General features: G+C 61.7%; 20 protein-coding genes. 9 read left to right on the top strand and 11 right to left on the bottom strand.

The window, feature by feature from the left end; translation table 11 throughout:
• Positions 1-32 precede the first annotated feature (32 nt).
• Positions 33-1,019 (top strand): NAD(P)H-quinone oxidoreductase, encoded by a 987-nt coding sequence (locus ACR0MI_RS08730; RefSeq protein ID WP_170816946.1) that lies wholly within the window; start codon positions 33-35, stop codon positions 1,017-1,019.
• Between the two features lie 37 nt (positions 1,020-1,056).
• Here ACR0MI_RS08730 and ACR0MI_RS08735 read toward each other — a convergent pair whose 3' ends face one another.
• The gene (locus tag ACR0MI_RS08735) at positions 1,057-1,914 is read right to left on the bottom strand and encodes a DUF2189 domain-containing protein (protein WP_170614340.1); all 858 of its coding nucleotides are present in this window, start codon (positions 1,912-1,914) and stop codon (positions 1,057-1,059) included.
• 190 nt (positions 1,915-2,104) lie between these two features.
• Here ACR0MI_RS08735 and ACR0MI_RS08740 point away from each other — a divergent pair, with 190 nt between their 5' ends.
• Positions 2,105-3,088 carry a quinone oxidoreductase family protein gene (locus ACR0MI_RS08740; protein ID WP_170614341.1) on the top strand — a complete coding sequence of 328 codons (984 nt, stop codon included), beginning with the start codon at positions 2,105-2,107 and terminating at the stop codon, positions 3,086-3,088.
• A gap of 54 nt (positions 3,089-3,142) precedes the next feature.
• Here ACR0MI_RS08740 and ACR0MI_RS08745 read toward each other — a convergent pair whose 3' ends face one another.
• The 7 genes from ACR0MI_RS08745 to ACR0MI_RS08775 all read right to left on the bottom strand — a co-directional run bounded on the left by ACR0MI_RS08745 (position 3,143) and on the right by ACR0MI_RS08775 (position 7,790).
• The gene (locus ACR0MI_RS08745; RefSeq protein WP_170614454.1) at positions 3,143-3,619 is read right to left on the bottom strand and encodes a YHS domain-containing (seleno)protein; all 477 of its coding nucleotides are present in this window, start codon (positions 3,617-3,619) and stop codon (positions 3,143-3,145) included.
• A gap of 189 nt (positions 3,620-3,808) precedes the next feature.
• Positions 3,809-4,090, bottom strand: coding sequence for a hypothetical protein (locus ACR0MI_RS08750; protein WP_480440873.1), 282 nt, complete (start codon positions 4,088-4,090; stop codon positions 3,809-3,811).
• A complete protein-coding gene (gene plsY, locus ACR0MI_RS08755; protein WP_170614342.1) occupies positions 4,087-4,692 on the bottom strand; it encodes a glycerol-3-phosphate 1-O-acyltransferase PlsY in 606 nt (201 codons plus the stop codon). Before plsY ends, ACR0MI_RS08750 begins: the two co-directional genes overlap by 4 nt.
• On the bottom strand, positions 4,692-5,972 hold the full coding sequence (pyrC, locus tag ACR0MI_RS08760; RefSeq protein ID WP_170614343.1) for a dihydroorotase: 1,281 nt from the start codon (positions 5,970-5,972) through the stop codon (positions 4,692-4,694). Before pyrC ends, plsY begins: the two co-directional genes overlap by 1 nt.
• Entirely contained in the window at positions 5,969-6,355 is a 387-nt protein-coding gene (locus ACR0MI_RS08765; RefSeq protein ID WP_170614344.1) for a hypothetical protein, read from the bottom strand. The genes pyrC and ACR0MI_RS08765 overlap by 4 nt, the downstream gene beginning before the upstream one ends.
• Complete coding sequence (locus ACR0MI_RS08770) at positions 6,340-6,858, bottom strand: hypothetical protein (RefSeq protein ID WP_170614345.1); 519 nt, start codon at positions 6,856-6,858, stop codon at positions 6,340-6,342. Before ACR0MI_RS08770 ends, ACR0MI_RS08765 begins: the two co-directional genes overlap by 16 nt.
• Positions 6,855-7,790 carry an aspartate carbamoyltransferase catalytic subunit gene (locus ACR0MI_RS08775; RefSeq protein ID WP_170614346.1) on the bottom strand — a complete coding sequence of 312 codons (936 nt, stop codon included), beginning with the start codon at positions 7,788-7,790 and terminating at the stop codon, positions 6,855-6,857. Before ACR0MI_RS08775 ends, ACR0MI_RS08770 begins: the two co-directional genes overlap by 4 nt.
• A 762-nt stretch (positions 7,791-8,552) precedes the next feature.
• On the opposite strand from ACR0MI_RS08775, the gene ACR0MI_RS08780 reads away from it, so the two are divergent.
• From ACR0MI_RS08780 to ACR0MI_RS08805, 6 genes are all read left to right on the top strand, one after another.
• On the top strand, positions 8,553-9,320 hold the full coding sequence (locus ACR0MI_RS08780; RefSeq protein WP_170614347.1) for a uracil-DNA glycosylase: 768 nt from the start codon (positions 8,553-8,555) through the stop codon (positions 9,318-9,320).
• Positions 9,317-9,916: a metallophosphoesterase gene (locus ACR0MI_RS08785; protein ID WP_170614348.1), complete on the top strand. Its 600-nt coding sequence runs from the start codon at positions 9,317-9,319 to the stop codon at positions 9,914-9,916. The genes ACR0MI_RS08780 and ACR0MI_RS08785 overlap by 4 nt, the downstream gene beginning before the upstream one ends.
• The gene (locus ACR0MI_RS08790; protein WP_170816945.1) at positions 9,913-10,533 is read left to right on the top strand and encodes a LysE family translocator; all 621 of its coding nucleotides are present in this window, start codon (positions 9,913-9,915) and stop codon (positions 10,531-10,533) included. The genes ACR0MI_RS08785 and ACR0MI_RS08790 overlap by 4 nt, the downstream gene beginning before the upstream one ends.
• 6 nt (positions 10,534-10,539) lie before the next feature.
• A complete protein-coding gene (moaB, locus tag ACR0MI_RS08795) occupies positions 10,540-11,082 on the top strand; it encodes a molybdenum cofactor biosynthesis protein B (RefSeq protein ID WP_170614350.1) in 543 nt (180 codons plus the stop codon).
• A 106-nt stretch (positions 11,083-11,188) separates the two neighbouring features.
• The gene (locus tag ACR0MI_RS08800) at positions 11,189-12,643 is read left to right on the top strand and encodes an RND family efflux transporter (protein ID WP_170614351.1); all 1,455 of its coding nucleotides are present in this window, start codon (positions 11,189-11,191) and stop codon (positions 12,641-12,643) included.
• 5 nt (positions 12,644-12,648) lie between these two features.
• Positions 12,649-16,050, top strand: a complete 3,402-nt coding sequence (locus ACR0MI_RS08805; RefSeq protein ID WP_170614352.1) for an efflux RND transporter permease subunit — start codon at positions 12,649-12,651, stop codon at positions 16,048-16,050.
• Here the strand turns inward: ACR0MI_RS08805 and ACR0MI_RS08810 are convergent.
• Positions 16,028-16,462, bottom strand: coding sequence for an NUDIX hydrolase (locus ACR0MI_RS08810; protein WP_480440879.1), 435 nt, complete (start codon positions 16,460-16,462; stop codon positions 16,028-16,030). The two genes, ACR0MI_RS08805 and ACR0MI_RS08810, sit on opposite strands and share 23 nt — an antisense overlap.
• A gap of 7 nt (positions 16,463-16,469) precedes the next feature.
• Entirely contained in the window at positions 16,470-17,282 is an 813-nt protein-coding gene (locus ACR0MI_RS08815; protein WP_170614353.1) for a protein-disulfide reductase DsbD domain-containing protein, read from the bottom strand.
• A 146-nt stretch (positions 17,283-17,428) separates the two neighbouring features.
• Between ACR0MI_RS08815 and ACR0MI_RS08820 the strand changes: the two genes are divergently transcribed.
• Positions 17,429-17,983 carry a YqgE/AlgH family protein gene (locus tag ACR0MI_RS08820; protein ID WP_170614354.1) on the top strand — a complete coding sequence of 185 codons (555 nt, stop codon included), beginning with the start codon at positions 17,429-17,431 and terminating at the stop codon, positions 17,981-17,983.
• Here the strand turns inward: ACR0MI_RS08820 and ACR0MI_RS08825 are convergent, their stop codons facing one another.
• Complete coding sequence (locus ACR0MI_RS08825; protein ID WP_170614355.1) at positions 17,984-18,934, bottom strand: L-threonylcarbamoyladenylate synthase; 951 nt, start codon at positions 18,932-18,934, stop codon at positions 17,984-17,986. It lies immediately after the preceding gene.
• Positions 18,935-19,045: the final 111 nt, after the last annotated feature.

A 19,045-nucleotide genomic window follows, 5' to 3' on the forward strand; every position in this document is an offset into this window, starting at 1 on the left:
CCTGCTAGGCATTGGGCAAAGGAGATTTGCCCATGACCCAGACGATGCGCGCCGTTGTAATATCCGAGCCGGGCGGCCCGGATGTTCTGCGATTGACCGAACGCCCGATTCCGAAACCGGCCAATGGTCAGGTAATCCTGAAGGTCGCCTATGCCGGGGTGAACCGCCCCGACGCGCTGCAGCGCGCAGGTGCATATGATCCCCCACCGGGCGCCAGTGATCTGCCGGGCCTGGAAGCTTCCGGCGAAGTGGTTTCCATCGGATCAGGGGTTGAAGGGCTGTCACTCGGCGATCAGGTCTGCGCGCTTCTGCCAGGCGGTGGTTACGCCGAATATGTCGCCACGCCCGCCGCTCATTGTCTGCCTGTGCCAAATGGTATGGGCATGAAAGAAGCCGCATGCCTGCCCGAAACCTTCTTCACCGTCTGGTCCAACGTCTTCACGCGCGGCGGGCTGAAAGCAGGCGAGCGGTTTTTGGTCCATGGCGGATCCAGCGGAATTGGCACAACTGCGATCCAGTTGGCCAATGCCTTTGGCGCACGGGTCTTTGCAACAGCCGGATCTGCCGAGAAATGCGAAGCCTGTGTCCGGCTGGGAGCAGAAAAGGCGATCAACTACCGGGACGAAGATTTCGTGGCGGCGATGCGGGTCGAAGGCGGGGCGAATCTGATCCTCGATATGGTGGGGGGCGATTACATCCCGCGCAACGTCAAGGCGTTGGCCGAGGATGGACGTCTCGTGCAGATCGCGTTCCTGCAGGGTCCGAAGGTCGAGCTGAACTTTGCCATGATGATGGTGAAACGCCTGACCCTGACCGGAAGCACCCTGCGCCCGCAAAGCGATCTGGCCAAGGCAAAGATCGCGCAGGACTTGCGCGAGGCGGTCTGGCCGCTTCTGGATGCCGGAAAGATCTCACCTGTGATGGACAGCGAGTTTGCCTTGGCCGAGGCGGCGGCAGCGCATGCGCGCATGGAAAGCTCGGGCCATATCGGCAAGATCGTTCTGAACGTCGCAGGCTAAGGGAACAGCGCGCGGGGGTGCCCCGCGCGCGACCGCGTCAGGCGATGGCCCGACGATACAGGTGCCAGGTCGAATGGCCCAGAACCGGCATCACCACGATCAGGCCCAGCAGCATCGGGATGGCCCCCAGAATAAGCAGGGCCGCGACGATGAAGCCCCAGGTCAACACCACACCCGGGTTTTGGCGCGTCACGCGGAAGGATGTTACCACAGCCACCGGCAGCCCGACCTGCTTGTCCAGCAGAAGCGGAAAGCTGACAACACTGATCGCCAGGGCGACAAGCGCAAACAGGAAACCGACGGCGGTTCCGACAACGATCATGGTCCAGCCTGCGCCGGTTGTGAACACCTGCGTTGCAAACACACTCAGAGAGGCGGGCGGTTCCGGCCCCAGCGTCTGTGCATAGATGGCCTGTGCGGCCATCAGCCAGATCAGCAGCAGCATGACCAGGTAGAAGCCAAGTGCCAATATGGCGCCGAAGGACGGCGACCGGAAGACACCGAACGCGTCCAGCCATTGAACCACTTCGCCCTGTTCGCGCTTGCGGCTGATTTCGTACAGACCCACGGCCGCGACCGGGCCAATCAGGGCAAAGCCCGCGATCAGGGGCGCCAGCAGTGGCACCATGTTCATGTTCAGCCCGAAGCCGACCATCAGAAGCCCGGCAATCGGGTAGATCAGCACCACGAAGATCGCGTCGGCGCGCGTTTCCAGAAAGTCCTGATATCCGGCTTTCAGGCAGGAACGCAGGTCCTGAAGTGTCAGTGTCTGAACCACCGGCAGGTGCTTGGTGTCGGCGCTTCCGATCCGCGATACGCTTTCCGATATATGATCGCCGGACGCACTGATGTTTCTGGCGGCCCAGCTGATTGGATTACCGATTGTTTTTGCCATACTCATCCCCTCCCCTAACGAGGTTGCGTCTCGGATCATGTCCGGCGCAGGGGGTCGTGGCCGGATCAGCCGACAACGTGTGAAATCACTATAGCACAGTATCTTCTTTTGCGCCGCCATAATTCTGAGACAGGTCAATTGCCCTGTGCCTCAGTCATGTTAGCTTGGTTACAGGCGCAAGGAGGTGAGCATGCAGCAAACAGCACGTACCGTGGTCATTCATGAAACCGGCGGCCCCGAGGTTCTGCGAATCGAAGACAGGCCCGTGGGCGATCCCGGTCCGGGAGAGATTCGCATTCGGCATCACGCCTGTGGGTTGAATTTCATCGATGTCTATCAGCGGACCGGCCTTTATCCGCTGGAACTTCCGCACGCCCTTGGCATGGAGGCCGCAGGGGTTGTTGAGGCCGTCGGCGAGGGCGTGAGCCACCTACAACCCGGTCAGCGTGCCGCTTACGCCGCGGCTCCCCCAGGTGCCTATTGCGAGGCACGCGTAATGCCGGCGGCGCAGGTCTGCCCGCTGCCCGACAGCATTCCATTCGATGCCGCCGCTGCCATGATGCTGAAAGGAATGACAGTCGAATATCTGTTTCACCGGACGACGCCCCTGAAACGCGGCGACACGGTGTTGTTTCACGCCGCCGCCGGCGGGGTGGGACTGATCGCCTGCCAGTGGGCCAAGTCCGAGGGCATCACCCTGATCGGCACGGCGGGCACGGATGAAAAATGCCAGTTGGCCAGGTTCAACGGGGCCGCCGAATGCATCAATTACCGGACCGAAAATTTTGCCGAACGCGTGGCCGAGATCACCCACGGCAAGGGGGTGGACGCGGTCATGGATTCAATCGGCGCGGATACGTTCGAAGGTTCTCTGGATTGCCTGAAACCATTGGGCATGATGATCTCGTTCGGCAATGCGTCCGGACCGGTGCCGCCGGTGGATATCGGCATACTCGGCCGCAAAGGCTCGCTGAAGATCACCCGCCCGACCTTGTTCACCCACATCGCGGATCATTCGGTATGCCAGGCCATGGCCCGGCGTCTGTTCGGCAAGGTCGAAGGCCGGGAAGTCAGGCTGCACATCGATCAGCGCTTTGCCCTGTCACAAGTCGCCGATGCGCATCGGGCGCTGGAGGCGCGCCAGACGACCGGCAGCACGGTTCTTGAACCCTGAACGCAAATGGCGGCGGAAATCTCCGCCGCCATTTGTTCTGAAAGGATCAGAAAATTACTGCTGCTGCAATTCAGCAGGGGTTTTGTGAGCGATGGTTTCCCAGTTCGCGTCCGCTTTTTCGTTGAAGCCCGGGATGTCACCTTCCCAGCGTTCCTGGATGTCCGCCGACAGGTTCAGGTACAGCTTGTTGTCAACGATTTTCCAGTAGTTCGGATCACCGTCGAACTTGAAGCCCATGGCCGTGCCGAAGGCGCAGTAGCCGCCATATGCCGGCAGGTAAGCATCTGGGTTCTCTTCGAATGCGGCTTTGTTTTCTTCCGAGGAGAAGCGGTACAGCGCTTCGTTGTGCAGTGCGGTGATGCGGTAGTCGCCTTTGGTCGCTTCACCTGCGGTGAAATAGGCCACCGGGTCGTAGCCCTGCAAGGCCAGGCCGGTCGAACTTGCGTTCAGTTCAACACCCGCCGCCATGGCCGAGCTTGCAATTGCAACAGACAGCGCGACGCCGCCGATAAGGGATTTGATCTTGTTCATTGCTTCACCTTTCGTGAACCGGGTCACCAGATGGCGTTGGAATTGCACCTTGGTTTCCCTCGTGATTTTGTCCTGTGCGGTCGGTAATTGGCCGTCACAACACCCCAGTTGGGAAGCGGGCTGTTCACGTTCAAAGCAATCAATTGTGATTGTGCGGTTATGAATAGGTGATGTGCGGGAACGAAGGTTTCAGCCGACCGGTTGCGGATCGGGCACCAGCGCCATCGTGAACGCGATCACCTTGGCTGCAGACATCTCGCAGGGTCGGAGCAGCGCCCCGCTGTTCTTGGTCTGATACAGGTTCAGGCTGATGAAATCTGTGCCGTCCAGCTGATGCGCCACCAGCTTGTGCGACATACCTTTCGCCACGGTCTGGCGGCACACGACATAACGCCCGTTGCGGCTTGTCCCGGTGAAAGTGCCCATGGGCAGGGCAAAGAACGCGTTCAGAAATTCGTCTGGCGGGGTCACGATTTGCCGATTTTCGGCTCGGTCCCGGCCTTGATACGCGCGACGTTGGCACTGTGCCGCCAGTAGACCAACAGGGTCAGGATGATCCCCAGAATGAACGTCGCGCCATCCGTCAGAACAACGATCCAAACCGTCAGCAGAGCCGCCGCAGCAAGCGCGCCAACCGAGGAGATCCTCCAGATCGCTGCCGCCACAAGCCAGCTCAGACAGCAGGCAACTCCGACCCGCCAGTCCAGCGCCAGCCACAGGCCCAGAAAGGTCGCGACACCCTTGCCGCCCTTGAAGCCCAGCCAGACCGGAAAGCAATGTCCCAGAAAAGCGGTCAGGGCGGCAATCTGGGCTGCGTCTTCTCCGGCCAGTGAACGTGCTAGCAGAACAGCCACCGCCCCTTTGGCCGCATCGAAAATCAGGGTCAGCGCGGCGGCGGCCTTGTTGCCGGTGCGCAGAACATTGGTGGCGCCGATATTGCCGGACCCGATACTGCGCAAGTTGCCCAGTCCCATGACCCTGGCGATGATCATGCCGAAGGGAACGGACCCCATAAGGTAACCGATCACGGCCCACAGGATCAGTTGGGTCATGGTGCTGTCGATCAGGGGCATCAGGTTCTCCGGTAAACTTCTTTGCCAGCGACAAAAGTCGCTGTGACCTTACCCTGCATCCGCTGGCCGTCAAACGGTGTGTTCTGCGACTTGGATCTCAGGGCGAACCGGTCCAACACAAAGGGGACATCGGGATCGAACAGCACCAGATCAGCCGGCGCGCCTTCGGACAGGCGACCGCACTCCAGGCCCAACCGTCTCGCCGGGTTCAGGGCCATGGCGCGAAACAGCGTCGGCAGGTCCAGCTGCTTGGCATGATAAAGGCGCAGCGCGGCGGGCAGCAGTGTTTCCAGCGCCACCGCGCCCGAGGCGGCTTCTTCAAACGGCAGGCGCTTGCTTTCTTCGTCCTGCGGCGTGTGCATCGAGCTGATCGTGTCGATCAACCCGGTGCGCAGCGCCTCGATCACCGCCAGCCGGTCGTCTTCGGACCGCAGCGGGGGTTTGACCTTGAAGAAGGTACGGTAGTCGGCCACGTCCAGTTCGTTCAGCGTCAGATGATGGATCGAAGTGCCCGCAGTGACGTCCAGCCCATTGCGCTTGGCGCGTTCCAGCGCGGGTAGGGCGCGGGCGGTGGTGATCTGGTCGGCGTGGTATTTTGCACCGGTCATTTCCAGCAGGGCGATGTCGCGGTCCAGCCCCATCCGCTCGGCCATTGGCGATACGGCGGGCAGGCCGCGCAGGGCAGCGAACTTGCCGCTGGTCGCGGCGGCCCCGGCGCTCAAGCCTGGTTCCTGCGGATGCGCGATGACCAGTGCGCCGCAGGATTTCGCGTAGGTCAACGCGCGAGAGAACACTTTGGTATTGGCGATAACGTGATCGCAATCGGTGAACGCAACGGCTCCTGCGTCTTGCAGGAAACCGATCTCGGTCATTTCGCGGCCCTCGCGGCCCTTGGTCAGGGCGGCCATCGGCAGCACGTTAACCGGTGTATCGGCCTGTGCCCGGCGGGTGACGAATTCCAACGTTTCCGGCGTGTCGATGGCGGGGCTGGTGTCGGGCCGAGTGACCATGGTGGTCACACCTCCCGCAGCAGCGGCAAGGCCCGCCGACTTGTAGCTTTCCTTGTGCCGTTCACCCGGTTCGCAGACCTTGACGCCGATATCAACGATACCCGGTGCCAGACAGTGGCTGCCGCAGTCGATGATTTGGGAGTCGCAAACCGGTGCCTGCCCCTCTCCGCGCGCCACAATCCGGCCCTCGGCGACCTGCAGCCACCCGGTTGCATCGGTTCCGGCCTCGGGGTCGATCAGGCGGGCGTTTGAGAAGAGAACGGTGCTCATGAAATGGCCCTTTCGATTGCGGCTTTGGTGGCGGCAGGGTCTGCCTGGTATTTGATCAGATGTTTGTCACCGCTTTTGGTGACGATCTGGACGAAGCTGCCTAGGATGTTGACCGCATCGATCTGGTTCAGTGGCAAATTGCGGGGGCCGGGGCCGGTCAGGGTGGTATCCGTCATCTGCCAAGTGGCAACCAGTTCTTCGGAGGCCAGATACCAGGCCCGGATGCCGATGGCGGCAAGCCCGGCGGGTGCGCCGGTCCAGACGTAGGGGTTGCCGATCAGCCAGAGAACCAGCATCGCACACGCCATGGCCCCGGCAGCGAGCCAGGCGTTGGTGCGGATATAGGCGCCTTTGTCCGGTGCGAAACTTACAGGATCAGCCACAGGACACCTCCGATTACCAGAAAGATCACCAGAGCAAGTATGGCCGACCCCATACGGCGTGGCTTGTCATCAACAGGGGCGGTCTGAGGCGCCGAGAACGGTTTCGCGCTTTCGGTCTCGATTGGTCCGCCGGTCCAGTTGGTGGCCTCTTCGGTATAAAGACCGGTCAGGTGCAGCCTCGGGTCCGGCGTCAGTGTTACCGGGCGGTCGTCAAAGGCGGCACTGCGCACGACCATCACCCAGCCTTCGATGGCGTCCAACGCGGCGCGGTCCAGTTGGTCGGCAGAGACGCCGCAGCCCTCGTTCAGATAGCCGTAAAGCCCGAGGTCTTCGAGGTCCGAGACCGGAAAGACGTCGATCTGGTCCGGGTCCAGTCCGTCAACCCCCAGAACCTGATCGGCAGCGCCCGGTTCGCGCAGGAACTTCGCCTCTTCGGAACGCATGTCCAGCGTGAACACGCGGAGCACGCCGCGTTCGTGGGGGGCGACAGTCAGATCGCTCATGCGGCCTCGCGCAGGTTGCGGGCCAGCAGTTCCATCGCGGCCATACGCACTGCGACGCCCATCTCGACCTGTTCCTGAATGACGGACCGGTTGATGTCATCGGCCAGTGTGCCGTCGATCTCGACGCCACGGTTCATCGGGCCGGGGTGCATGACGATCGCGTCGGTTTTTGCCAGTGCCAGCTTGGCGGCGTCCAGACCATAGCGATGGTAGTATTCCCTTTCCGAAGGGATAAACCCGCCATCCATCCGCTCTTTCTGAAGGCGCAGCATCATGACCACGTCGACATCTTTCAGGCCCTCGTTCATGTCGTCGTAGATTTCGGCTCCGAACTCGGCGAATTGCGCAGGCACCAGCGTAGGCGGGCCGATCAGGCGAATACGGTTCTCCATCTTGCCCAACAGGATCAGGTTCGAGCGGGCCACACGGGAATGGGCCACGTCTCCGCAAATGGCGATGTTCAGACGGTGTAGCCGGCCCTTGGCGCGCCGAATGGTCAGCGCGTCCAGCAGCGCCTGCGTCGGGTGTTCGTGCCGCCCGTCGCCCGCGTTCAGCACGGCGCAGTTCACCTTCTGCGCCAGCAGATCGACCGCGCCGGAATGCGGGTGCCGCACCACCAGCAGATCGGGATGCATCGCGTTCAGTGTCATAGCTGTATCAATCAGCGTCTCGCCCTTTTTGATCGAACTGGCCTGCATCGCCATGTTCATCACATCCGCGCCCAGCCGCTTGCCCGCAATCTCGAAGCTTGCCTGCGTGCGGGTCGAGTTCTCGAAGAACATGTTGATCTGGGTCAGCCCCGCCAGCACATCTGAGTGTTTCGACGACTGGCGATTCATATCGACGTATTTCTCGGCCAGATCCAGAATGGCGGTGATATCGGATTGCGACAGATGCTCGATGCCAAGAAGGTGACGATGGGCGAAACGCATGGGCGGGCTCCTGTCTGACAATCGGGCCGCTTATAAGAAGCCACGCAGCGCAAGGCAACCTAAGGATCAGTGCTCTCGGGCAGTTTCTCGCACCCGCCTTTCGGCAGGCACTGCTCGCCGGGTTTGCACCATTTGCCATAACCGCAATCAATGGCCCGGACCGGCACACAGCCTTGATTTCTGGAGCATTTGAAACCGGGACGGCACTGCGATCCGGTTTTTTCGCACAAAAACCAGCCCGGACGGGAGCAACCGCCAGCCGGCAGACAGGACGATCCCGCAGAGCAGACATTTCCGTCGTCGCAGGCGCTTGGCAGCCCGGGGTTGAACTCAGGCGTGATCCGTTCGCATTCTCCGCGCCCGTTGCAGAAACTGTTGCTTGGACAATCCAGGCGCGACGTGCATTTGTTTGCCCCTGCAGGCGCACAGCGGGTGCCGCCTGCCACGCAGCGTTCAAATGGCCCGCAAGACCGGCCCCCGCCGCAATAGGTTCCGCCTGCGCGGATGCAGTGGCCGTCAAAGCTGCACCGCTGTCCTCCGCTGCAGCAGGTGCTGCCGCATTGGAACTGCCCTGCGCGGCACTGCCCGTGCTTGTCGTGAAAGGTCGCCATGGCCGGTCCGCTGCCAAAGACGTTGAACAGCAGCAGGAGCAGGAGATATCTCAGAGCAATCAGCATGTGCATGGCCATCGTCGGTGCGACCGGGTGCCATGGCAAGGTCTATTCGCTTTCCCTCGGGCCAAAGCTGGTTAGATTATGAGGCATGGAATCGGCAATGGACCATCATACCGCGCGCGCGCTGCTGGAATGGCAGGTTGAACTGGGCGTCACCGACGCTATCGGTGACGCGCCGGTTGACCGCTATGCCTTGCCGGATACCGCGCCGAAGGCCCGGACACAGGTTGTTGAACATTCGTCGCAAGAAAAGCCGCGACAGGCGGACCCAATTGCGGCTGCCGAAAAGGCCGCGCGCGGGGCAGGGTCGCTGCCGGAATTGCGCGCAACGATGGATGCGTTCGATCTGTGCGACCTGAAGCGGGGCGCACGGCAGCTGGTGTTTGCGGATGGCACCCCCGGCGCGCGGGTGATGATCATAGGCGAGGCCCCGGGCCGGGATGAGGATCGCGAAGGCAAGCCGTTCGTGGGTCGCGCCGGGCAATTGCTGGACCGGATGCTGGCCGCCATTGATCTGAACCGGGCCGAGAATGTCTATATCACGAACGTCCTGCCATGGCGCCCGCCGCAGAACCGTGATCCGAAGCCCGAGGAAATCGGCATGATGAACCCGTTTCTGCAGCGTCATATCGCATTGGCAAACCCTGAGGTTCTTGTGGTGATGGGCAATATCAGCTGTCAGGCCGTGCTGGGAAAACGCGGCATCACGCGGCTGCGCGGGAATTGGGAACAGGCGCTGGATCTGCCGGTCATACCAATGTTTCACCCTGCCTATCTGCTGCGGCAGCCGCAGATGAAGCGGCAGGCCTGGGCCGATCTGCTGGAACTCAGGGCGTGGCTGGAGGCGAAGCGATGAAAATACTGGCGTTCTCGGACCTGCATATGGCGCGCAACCGCGCCGTCGATCTGGTTGCGGCCAGTGCAGAGGCCGATCTGGTGATCGGGGCCGGGGATTACTGCAACATGCGTCAGGGTCTGGACGAAGCGATGGCCATGCTGTCCGGTATCGCTGCACCGATGGTTCTGGTGCCGGGCAATGCCGAAAGCGCGGAAGAGCTGGCAGATGCCGTCCCCGACGGGGTGCATGTGCTGCACGGGTCCGGTATGACCGTCGACGGGCTGCGGCTGTTCGGTCTGGGCTACGGCGTGCCGGTTACGCCTTTTGGCGACTGGTCCTGTGACATGACCGAAGGCGATGCGACAGAAATGCTTGCGCGATGCGTCGGGACTGACATCCTGATCGCGCATTCACCGCCGAAAGGATACGGCGATAAGACGTCTCAGGGGCTTTCAGTCGGGTCTACGGCCATCCGGAATGCAATTGAACGGATTCAGCCCGCGTTGGTGCTTGGTGGCCATATCCATGACAGCTGGGGGTATCGCGGTTCGATCGGCCGGTCGCAGGTCGCCAATCTCGGTCCGCAAGTCAACTGGTTCGAGGTCCGCGCATGATCGAGACCGTGACGCTGCTGGCCTTTGTGCCTGCGGCCATCGCACTGAACCTCACGCCGGGTGCGGATATGATGTTCTGTTTCGGGCAGGGGCTGCGATCCGGCACAAAACCCGCGATTGCCGCCAGCGCCGGAATTTCGATGGGCTCGATGATCCATGTTTCGCTGGTCGGACTGGGATTGGGCGCGGTTGTTGCCGCTGTTCCGTGGGTGTTCGACGCGATCCGCTGGCTGGGTGTCGCCTATCTGCTGTATCTGGCATGGGGTGCGATACGGCACGGCGCGATTTCGGCCGAAGGTCCGGTAAAACCGACACGCTATGCCTTTCGCGACGGGTTTCTGGTCAACCTGACCAACCCGAAGGTCATTCTGTTTGTCCTTGCCTTTATTCCGCAATTCGTAAACCCCGCCTCGGGGTCCGTTCTGCTGCAATTCCTGATCTTCGGGGCGATCATTTCCATCGGCGGGTTCGTTATCAACGGGCTGGTGGGCGTGTTTGCCGGGGGCGCGGGTCAAATGCTGATCAACAGCCCCCGCGCGTCCAGAATTCTGGGCTGGGTCAGTGGCGGCATCTTCACCGCTCTGGCGATCCGACTTGCCATCATGGAAAGGGCCTGACGCCAAATGTCACGCATTGATGAAACCATGGAGTTCATCCCGGTTCGTATCGCCGTTCTGACCGTGTCAGATACGCGCTCGATCGAGGAAGACCGTTCCGGCCAGACCCTGGTCGACCGGATTGAACGGGCCGGCCACACACTTGCCGACCGCAAAATCCTGCCGGATGAGCGCAGCCAGATCGCAGATCAGCTGCGGGCCTGGATCGCCGAGCCCGATATTGACGTTGTCCTGTCGACCGGAGGAACTGGCCTGACGGGGCGTGATGTCACGGTGGAGGCGCATCGCGACGTCTATGAAAAGGAAATCGAGGCGTTTGGAACCGTCTTCACCATCATCTCGATGGAAAAGATAGGCACTTCGGCTGTTCAGTCGCGCGCGACAGGCGGCGTGGCGGGCGGGACCTATCTGTTTGCCCTCCCCGGTAGTCCCAGCGCGTGCAAGGACGCCTGGGACGGGATTTTGGAAAAACAGTTCGATTATCGGCATCGCCCCTGCAATTTTGTGGAAATAATGCCCCGATTGGACGAACATCTGCGACGGAAGTAGACTGGTCATACGTTCAAGTCCTTATAACCGCCTTGTGGCTTGGCTTATTTTCCGGTCCAGCTACATTTCGCGTATGGCAGCCTGTTGCAACTTGGGTGAATGATTGATGCGATTTCTGAGGCAAAGCCTTGTCGGTGTCTTTCTGGCGTCCCTGACGCTGGCCCTGTTGTTTGTGGCTGCACAGATGATCGCAAATGCGCTGCAGGATGTGCTGACCCGGGACGAAAACCGCCCGCCAGCGCAGGAGAGGGTATTTGCGGTCAGCGTCAAACCCGCGCTGGTGGAAACGGTAATCCCCTATCTGGATGCGTTTGGCGAAGTGCAAAGCCGCCGCAGGCTTGAGTTGCGCGCGGCTCTGGGCGGGCGGGTTGTATCCCTGGCCGAGGAATTCGAAGATGGCGGCGTTGTGTCCGCTGGCGAGGTACTGGTTGAACTGGACCCCGCCGATGCGCAATCGGCGCTGGACCGTGCCAAATCCGATCTGTTGGATGCCCAGTTCGAAGAGCGCGATGCCGAGCGGTCGCTGCTGCTGGCGCAGGACGAGTTGAACTCGGCCGAAGCTCAGGCCGAGTTGCGCGGACGCGCCCTGCAGCGCCAGAAGGATCTGCAAAGCCGTGGCGTCGGTGCCGCCGCCAGCGTGGAAGAGGCTGAACTGGCCGCAGCGTCGGCTCAGCAATCGGTTCTGGCCCGGCGGATCGCACTGGCGCAGGCCGAATCCCGTGTCGATCAGGCCACCACGTTGCTGGCCCGCGCGCGGATCGCCTTGGAAGCGGCCGAGCGGGATCTGGACGACATGACGATTCGCGCCCGGTTTGGCGGCACGCTGACCGATGTCACACTGGTCGAGGGCCGATTGGTGACGGCCAATGAAAAACTGGCCGAACTGGTCGATCCGGACGCGCTGGAAGTGGCGTTTCGGGTGTCGACCGCGCAGTATGTGCGCCTGCTGGACGCGCGGGGCGAGCTGATCAAAGCCCCCGTTTCCGTGTCGCTGGAAGTGACCGGCACCGACCTGGTCGCCCTTGGCCGGATCAGCCGCGACAGCGGATCGGCGGGGGAAGGGCAGACGGGCCGGTTGATCTATGCCCGCCTGAATGATGCGTTTGGTTTCAAACCCGGTGACTTCGTAACGGTCTCTGTCGAGGAACAACCCGTCGAGAATGTTGTTCGCCTGCCGTCGACGGCCCTTGATGCGTTTGGCACCGTATTGGTGCTGGGTGATGGCGACCGGCTTGAGGCGCTGCCTGTGCAATTGATTCGCCGACAGGGCGATGAGGTGCTGTTGCGCGGGCAGGGGCTGGAAGGGCGCGAGGTGGTGATCGGACGCACCCCGTTGCTGGGCGCAGGCGTACGTGTGCGCCCCTTGCGGGCCGAAGCCCGGGCGCAATCGGACACGGATATGGTCGAGTTGTCGGATGAACAACGCGCGCAGTTTGTGGCTCAGGTCGAAGCCAGTGCAGGCATGTCGCAGGACGCCAAGGCCCGCGTGCTGGGCCAGTTGAGCGAGGCGAAAGTGCCTGCATCGCTGGTGCGCCGTCTTGAAAGCCCGACAGGGGGATAAGCGTCATGATGCGCGAAATCCCCGGTGCAGCAGGCGGTATCCTGAGCTACTTCATCCGGCACCGGACCGTGGCCAATCTTTTGCTGCTGGTGATGTTGGTTCTGGGCGCCGCTGCGATTCCGAACATGCGGGCGCAGTTCTTTCCCGATGTGGTGCTGGAACGGGTGGACGTCACCGTCAATTGGGATCAGGCCGGCCCCGAGGATATGGACAGTGCCATCGTCAGGGTTCTGGAACCGGCCCTGCTGGCTGTCGAGGGCGTGACCAGCACCGAATCCAGTTCGCATCCCGGACATTCGCGCATCCGGATGGAGTTCGAACCGGACTGGGACATGGCCAGGGCCGTCGAGGAGGTGCGCACCGCCGTTGACGCTGTGACCGATCTGCCGGACGACGCTGACGAGCCCATTATCCGGCGCGGCGCCTGGCGGGACCGCGTCACGGACGTTGTACTGACCGGACCGGTCGGGACCGAACAGCTTGCGAACTTCACCGATGAGCTGATCAGCCGCCTGTTCGCAGCCGGTGTGACCCGCACATCGATCCGCGGCATAGCTGCGCCGCGTGTGGTGGTCGAGGTGCCAACCGCGCAGCTGATTGCCAATGACATCACCCTGTCCGAGATCGCCTCGGCCATTGCGGCCGAAGTCAATGCCAGCCCTGCGGGCGAAGTGACCGGGGCCAACGCGCGCATCAAAACCGGTGTTGAAAAACGGACGCCCGAGGAAATCGAAGGCATCGCCCTACGCACGTTCGAGAACGGATCAAAGCTGGTGGTCAGCGATGTGGCGCGGATTTTCGTCGAAGGCGTCACCCGTCATCGCAGCTATTTCGTCGATGACGACCCGGCCATGTCGATCCGCGTCGATCGCTCGAATCTTGGGGATGCGATCGACATCCAGCATCGGGTCGAGGATGTCGTCGCCGAGATGCAAGCCAGTCTGCCCGATGGTGTCACGATCGAACTGATCCGGACCCGGGCGCAGGCCATCACCGACAGGCTGAACATTCTTGTCGACAATGGTCTGCTCGGCCTGGGTCTTGTGGTCTGCCTGCTGTTTCTCTTTCTCAATGCGCGTATTGCGTTCTGGGTTGCAGCCGGTATTCCCGTCGCCATGTCCGCCGCGATCGCGTTCATGTATATCGGCGGGCTGTCCATCAACATGGTTTCACTGTTCGGCCTGATCATCACACTGGGTATTGTGGTCGATGATGCCATCGTGGTCGGTGAACATGCCGATTTCCGTGCACGGCGATTGGGCGAGGCACCGATGGTTGCAGCCGAACGGGCCGCCCGGCGCATGGCGATGCCCGTCTTTGCTGCGACAGTCACGACGGTTATCGCCTTTTTTGGCCTGACCCTGGTTGGTGGGCGCTTTGGCGTGTTGATCCGCGATGTCCCGTTTACCGTGATTGCCGTCCTGATCGCCTCACTGATCGAGTGTTTCCTGATCCTGCCGAACCATATGGCCCACGCCATAAAACACTCTGCCAAGGAACACTGGTATGACCTGCCCAACCGGGTGGTGAACAAGGGTTTTCGCTGGGTGCGTGACCACCTGTTCCGACCGCTGATCGCCTGGGTGGTCTGGGCCCGCTATGTGGTTGTCGCGGTGATGGTGGTGATTCTGGCCAGTCAGGTCGCGCTGTTTATCCGTGGCGATGTGAACTGGCGCTTTTTCAACGCGCCCGAGCGTGGTTCGGTCACAGGCAGCTTCATCATGCGCGAAGGGGCGACGCGGGATGACACGCTGGAAATGATGCGCATGTTGCAGCAGGCCGCCGAAGAGATGGGTCAGATCTATGCGGAGCGCCATGGGCGCAATCCCATCGAATATGCGCTGGCCCAGATCGGCGACACGCCGGGCTATGGGCTTGCGGCGGCAGACGGCAAGGACGGGTCGCTGCTGGGGGGTATTTCCATCGAACTGATCGATGCCGATCAGCGCCCCTATTCCAGTTTCGAGTTTGTCGGAGAATTGCAGGAATATGTTCCGCGCCATCCCAAGGTTGAGCTTGTCACGTTTCGCGGCTGGCGGTCCGGCCCGGGCGGCGATGCGATCGATGTTCAGTTTTATGGGGCTGAGATCGACACGCTCAAATCGGCGTCCGAGGATTTGCAGACCGAACTGTCGAAATACCCCGAGGTTTCCGCGCTGCAGGACGATCTGGCCTATGACAAGGAAGACTTCATCCTGGAACTCACAGCACAGGGTCAGGCCCTGGGATTCCGGATCGAAACGCTGGGCCGGGTTCTGCGCAGCCGCCTGAACGGCATCGAGGCCGCAACCTTCCCGGATGGTCCGCGCAGCGCCGAAATACGGGTTGAATTGCCCGAAAGCGAACTGACGGCCGATTTTCTGGAACGCACACTGATGCGGTCGCCCGAAGGGATATACGTACCGCTGGCCGATATCGTTTCGGTCCAGCGAAAGTCAGGCTTTTCCACGATCCGGCGCGAGAATGGCTTGCGGGTGGTCTCGGTAAATGGCGACATCTCCGAAGATGACCCCGATCGCGCCGCTGAAATTGAACGCGCACTCAGTCAGGAAATCCTGCCCAAAATCGCCTCCGAGCGGCAGGTCGAATGGCGCATGTCGGGGCTGAGTGAGCAGGAGGACGATTTTCTGTCGCAGGCGCGCACCGGCCTGATCCTATGCCTGACGGGCATTTATCTGGTTCTGGCCTGGGTCTTTGCGAGCTGGACGCGGCCGTTGTTAGTCATGGCGATCATTCCATTTGGCCTCGTGGGTGCCATCTGGGGCCACTACATCTGGGCTGTACCGCTTAGCATGTTCACGGTCGTGGGCCTGCTGGGGATGACAGGGATAATCATCAACGACTCCATCGTGCTGGTGACGACCATCGACGCCTATCAACAGGACAGGGGGTTGATTCCGTCCATTGTCGAAGGCACAGCCGACAGGTTGCGGCCGGTGATGCTGACCACTTTGACCACGGTTCTGGGTCTCACACCGCTGCTGTACGAAGGCTCGCAGCAAGCGCAGTTCCTCAAGCCCACAGTGATCACGCTGGTCTACGGTCTTGGGTTCGGAATGCTTCTGGTTCTGTTGCTGGTACCCGCGCTGCTGGCCATCCTGAATGACGTGACACGTCCGATGACCTCAATGCGTCGCGCCCTGCGCGCGCCGGATAGGGTGGTGCAAGGGATGATTGTCATAACCGGTCTGGCATTGCTGGCCTGGTTTGCGGTGACGATGGTGTGGCCCGCTGTCGCGGGCACGCCGCTGACCGCTCTGGCCGACTATTACCCCGGCGAAGATGGTTCTGCGGTTCTGCGTATGGGACTGGGTGTGTTCGCTGCCGGCGCAGCGCTGATCCTGGTGCTGAGCGTCGCGCTATCCGGTCTGATTTACGCGCGGCTTAGAGGCCGGATCGGGGCTTGACCCCGTCCAATGCGGTCTCCAGCAGGTCGGCGACACGAGCGCTCATATTCAATTCGCCGCGCGTGATCTGATCGATGGGAAACCAGCGCGCGTCCATCGCGTCATCGCCGGCAACCGGATCGCCGGCCTGATATCGGCAGGCTACGCCGACCAGCAGGTAATGCGACAGAACCTGCCCGTTAGGATCACGACGCAGCAGATCCAGATTGTCCAGATACTGCAGAGGTTCAGCCATCACCGATGTTTCTTCGTGCAGCTCGCGCTGCGCGGCCTGCATCACGGTCTCACCCCATTCGACATGACCGCCGGGAAATCCCCAAAGCCCGGCATCCGGTTGCTTGGAGCGCTGAACCAGCAACACCCGATCCTGATGCACAACAATGGCCAGAGCGCCGATTTTTGGGTATTGCATCACCGGATCAGCCCGCGCTGCATCCCTGAATGTCAACCGCGTGGCTGCTGCCCAGCACTGTGATCCTGACGGCTGACCGGTCCAGCGCAAAGGGACTGCCCGATGCATTGACCACCTCGGTCCGGGCGATCAGCGTGTCGCCCTGCCGCCGGGTTTCGGGATGCGCGGCCCACAACGCCGGATTGCCCGGCTCGATCACGGCGACCTCGGTCCCTCCGGCCGACGGCATGGTGATGCGCGCCTCGATTTGCATGCCATCTTTTGTGGGCGCCAGGTGGCATTTGGCGCTGGCAACACGGGCCTCGTTGGCGGAATAGGGGCGTTGTGCCAATGCGGCGGCAATGGCCGGGTTGCGTCCTGCGTTCTTGTCCAGAGTATGATCGAAACCCAGCCGCTCGGGGATGCAGACATCCTTGCACACGCCCAGATCCATCTCACCGCGCAGACGCACTGGCTTGGCAGGGTTCTTTGGCGTGATTTCGACCGGCAGAACCAGCTGATCCTGATACCCGATCGAGCGCAATCCGTTCTGGTCAAAAACATCCGGCGCAGGCCAGGTGATCGAAATGTCGCCAACGTTGCGCGACCCTTTCCAGTCGAACTGTGGCGGGATGCCCGCATCGCCCGGCGCGCGCCAGTAAGTTTTCCACCCGTCTTTCAGGGTCAGGCGCAACGCACCAAGATAGGTACCGTTGGCAGTGCGCCCGCCATCCAGAATATCCAGTTGCACAGGTTTGCCCACGCTCTGCGACAGGGCAGGCGAGGCAAGGGCAAAACAGGCGGTCAGCGCAACTGCGGCGGGTCTGAGAAGTGATCGCATACTACATAAATGCGCGCTCTGGCGCGCGATTCCAAGTCACGTTCCGGTCACTGGGGTGAAATACCGCTAAATGTCGGACGATCCCTTGCCAATTGTGGTCCCACGGGTTCATTGTTGAGACAGGACTCAGTCAGAAACGGCGGCTTATGGATCTTACCGGAAAACTGTTGATTGCGATGCCGGGAATGGGCGATCCGCGCTTTGACCACTCGGTTGTCTATATCTGCAGCCATGGTGAAGACGGCGCCATGGGGCTGATTGTCAACAAACCGTCGGACCTACGCATCAAGACATTGCTGGGGCAGCTCAATATTGCCTGCAACATTCCCGTCATAGGTGAGCGTCTGGTCCATGTCGGCGGTCCGGTCGAGATGTCGCGCGGCTTCGTCCTGCACAGTGCCGATTACGAAGCTAACCTCCACTCGATGCAGATTTCGACCGATTTCAGCATGACGGCTACGCTGGACGTGCTGGAAGATCTGGCTTCGGGCCGGGGGCCTTTGAACTCGATGCTGACGCTGGGATACTCCGGATGGGGCCCGGGCCAGCTTGAGGATGAGATTGCCATGAATGGCTGGCTGACGACCGATGCAACCTCGAAACTGGTGTTCGATGTCGCTGATGACGAAAAGTGGGAGGCCGCGCTGGCAACCCTTGGCGTTGATCCCCTGACCTTGTCGGCCAGCGCAGGACGCGCCTGATCAGCTGTCGCGCGGGGCCGCCGCGCGGCGCAGCCGGTCGTTGATTGCCGCCCCAAGGCCATGGTCGGGGATCGGCGAGACCGCAATCGGGCGACCTGTTGTGTTCAGCGCATGAAGGGCAGAAAACAGGTTGGCCGCAGCTTCGGTCAGAACACCATCAGCCGACAAGTTCAAATCGCAGTCGACCGGCCCAAAGCCCAGCAGGACTTCATCGCCCTGTCGGGACAGCGCATTCAGCCGAACCGGCGCGTCCGGAGCATAATGAGACTGTAATTGTCCCGGCGCCGTCAAAAGGTCCCCGGGCTGGTGATTATGCAGTCGCGTGTTCAGAACATCCTCGATCTGTTCCAGCGCCACGCCGCCCGGACGCAGCAGCGCCGGTTCTCCGGCCAGGCCGACGATGGACGATTCCAGCCCGACACCGCAGGGGCCGTCATCCAGAATGGCTGCGATACGCCCACCCAGACCGGCGCGCACATGCTCGGCGGTGGTCGGGCTGATCTGTCCTGACGGGTTGGCGGATGGCGCGGCCACCGGACCATCGAATTCGGCCAGCAATGCCCGCGCGCTGGGATGCGCAGGCACCCGGACGGCCAGCGTGTCCAGCCCGGCTGTGACCAGCGATGAAATGCCATGTCCGTCGCGCAGCGGCAGGACCAGCGTCAAAGGCCCGGGCCAGAACGCGGCGGCCAGTCGCTCGGCCTGATCGGACCAGCGGACGAACCGCTGCGCTGCCTGAACGGATGCGACATGCGCGATCAGCGGATTGAAGCTGGGCCGCCCCTTTGCTTCATAAATCCCGGCGACCGCTTCGCCATTACGGGCATCACCGCCCAGGCCATAGACCGTCTCGGTCGCAAACGCGACCAGAAGACCCTGCCGCAGCAGGTCCGCAGCGCGTGAGATGCCGGCCGGATCTGCGCTCAGGTCGAGTGTGCCGTGGGGGATCATGACTGGTGACGCCGCGTTTTGATTGCTTGTAACATGGGGAAGAGTAGGTAATGCCTTCGAGCCCAGATGCATAGTGCCGTGCGCGGATGATTCCAAGCCCGCCTGCGCAAA

Source organism: Ruegeria sp. D4 (assembly GCF_056534475.1).

Excerpts from the sequence above, each read along its gene's own strand:
- ACR0MI_RS08730 (WP_170816946.1), top strand. The coding sequence starts at position 33 with ATGACCCAGACGATGCGCGCCGTTGTAATATCCGAGCCGGGCGGCCCG.
- ACR0MI_RS08735 (WP_170614340.1), bottom strand. The coding sequence starts at position 1,914 with ATGGCAAAAACAATCGGTAATCCAATCAGCTGGGCCGCCAGAAACATC.
- ACR0MI_RS08740 (WP_170614341.1), top strand. The coding sequence starts at position 2,105 with ATGCAGCAAACAGCACGTACCGTGGTCATTCATGAAACCGGCGGCCCC.
- ACR0MI_RS08745 (WP_170614454.1), bottom strand. The coding sequence starts at position 3,619 with ATGAACAAGATCAAATCCCTTATCGGCGGCGTCGCGCTGTCTGTTGCA.
- plsY (WP_170614342.1), bottom strand. The coding sequence starts at position 4,692 with ATGCCCCTGATCGACAGCACCATGACCCAACTGATCCTGTGGGCCGTG.
- pyrC (WP_170614343.1), bottom strand. The coding sequence starts at position 5,972 with ATGAGCACCGTTCTCTTCTCAAACGCCCGCCTGATCGACCCCGAGGCC.
- ACR0MI_RS08770 (WP_170614345.1), bottom strand. The coding sequence starts at position 6,858 with ATGAGCGATCTGACTGTCGCCCCCCACGAACGCGGCGTGCTCCGCGTG.
- ACR0MI_RS08775 (WP_170614346.1), bottom strand. The coding sequence starts at position 7,790 with ATGCGTTTCGCCCATCGTCACCTTCTTGGCATCGAGCATCTGTCGCAA.
- ACR0MI_RS08780 (WP_170614347.1), top strand. The coding sequence starts at position 8,553 with ATGGAATCGGCAATGGACCATCATACCGCGCGCGCGCTGCTGGAATGG.
- ACR0MI_RS08785 (WP_170614348.1), top strand. The coding sequence starts at position 9,317 with ATGAAAATACTGGCGTTCTCGGACCTGCATATGGCGCGCAACCGCGCC.
- ACR0MI_RS08790 (WP_170816945.1), top strand. The coding sequence starts at position 9,913 with ATGATCGAGACCGTGACGCTGCTGGCCTTTGTGCCTGCGGCCATCGCA.
- moaB (WP_170614350.1), top strand. The coding sequence starts at position 10,540 with ATGTCACGCATTGATGAAACCATGGAGTTCATCCCGGTTCGTATCGCC.
- ACR0MI_RS08800 (WP_170614351.1), top strand. The coding sequence starts at position 11,189 with ATGCGATTTCTGAGGCAAAGCCTTGTCGGTGTCTTTCTGGCGTCCCTG.
- ACR0MI_RS08805 (WP_170614352.1), top strand. The coding sequence starts at position 12,649 with ATGATGCGCGAAATCCCCGGTGCAGCAGGCGGTATCCTGAGCTACTTC.
- ACR0MI_RS08810 (WP_480440879.1), bottom strand. The coding sequence starts at position 16,462 with ATGCAATACCCAAAAATCGGCGCTCTGGCCATTGTTGTGCATCAGGAT.
- ACR0MI_RS08815 (WP_170614353.1), bottom strand. The coding sequence starts at position 17,282 with ATGCGATCACTTCTCAGACCCGCCGCAGTTGCGCTGACCGCCTGTTTT.
- ACR0MI_RS08820 (WP_170614354.1), top strand. The coding sequence starts at position 17,429 with ATGGATCTTACCGGAAAACTGTTGATTGCGATGCCGGGAATGGGCGAT.
- ACR0MI_RS08825 (WP_170614355.1), bottom strand. The coding sequence starts at position 18,934 with ATGATCCCCCACGGCACACTCGACCTGAGCGCAGATCCGGCCGGCATC.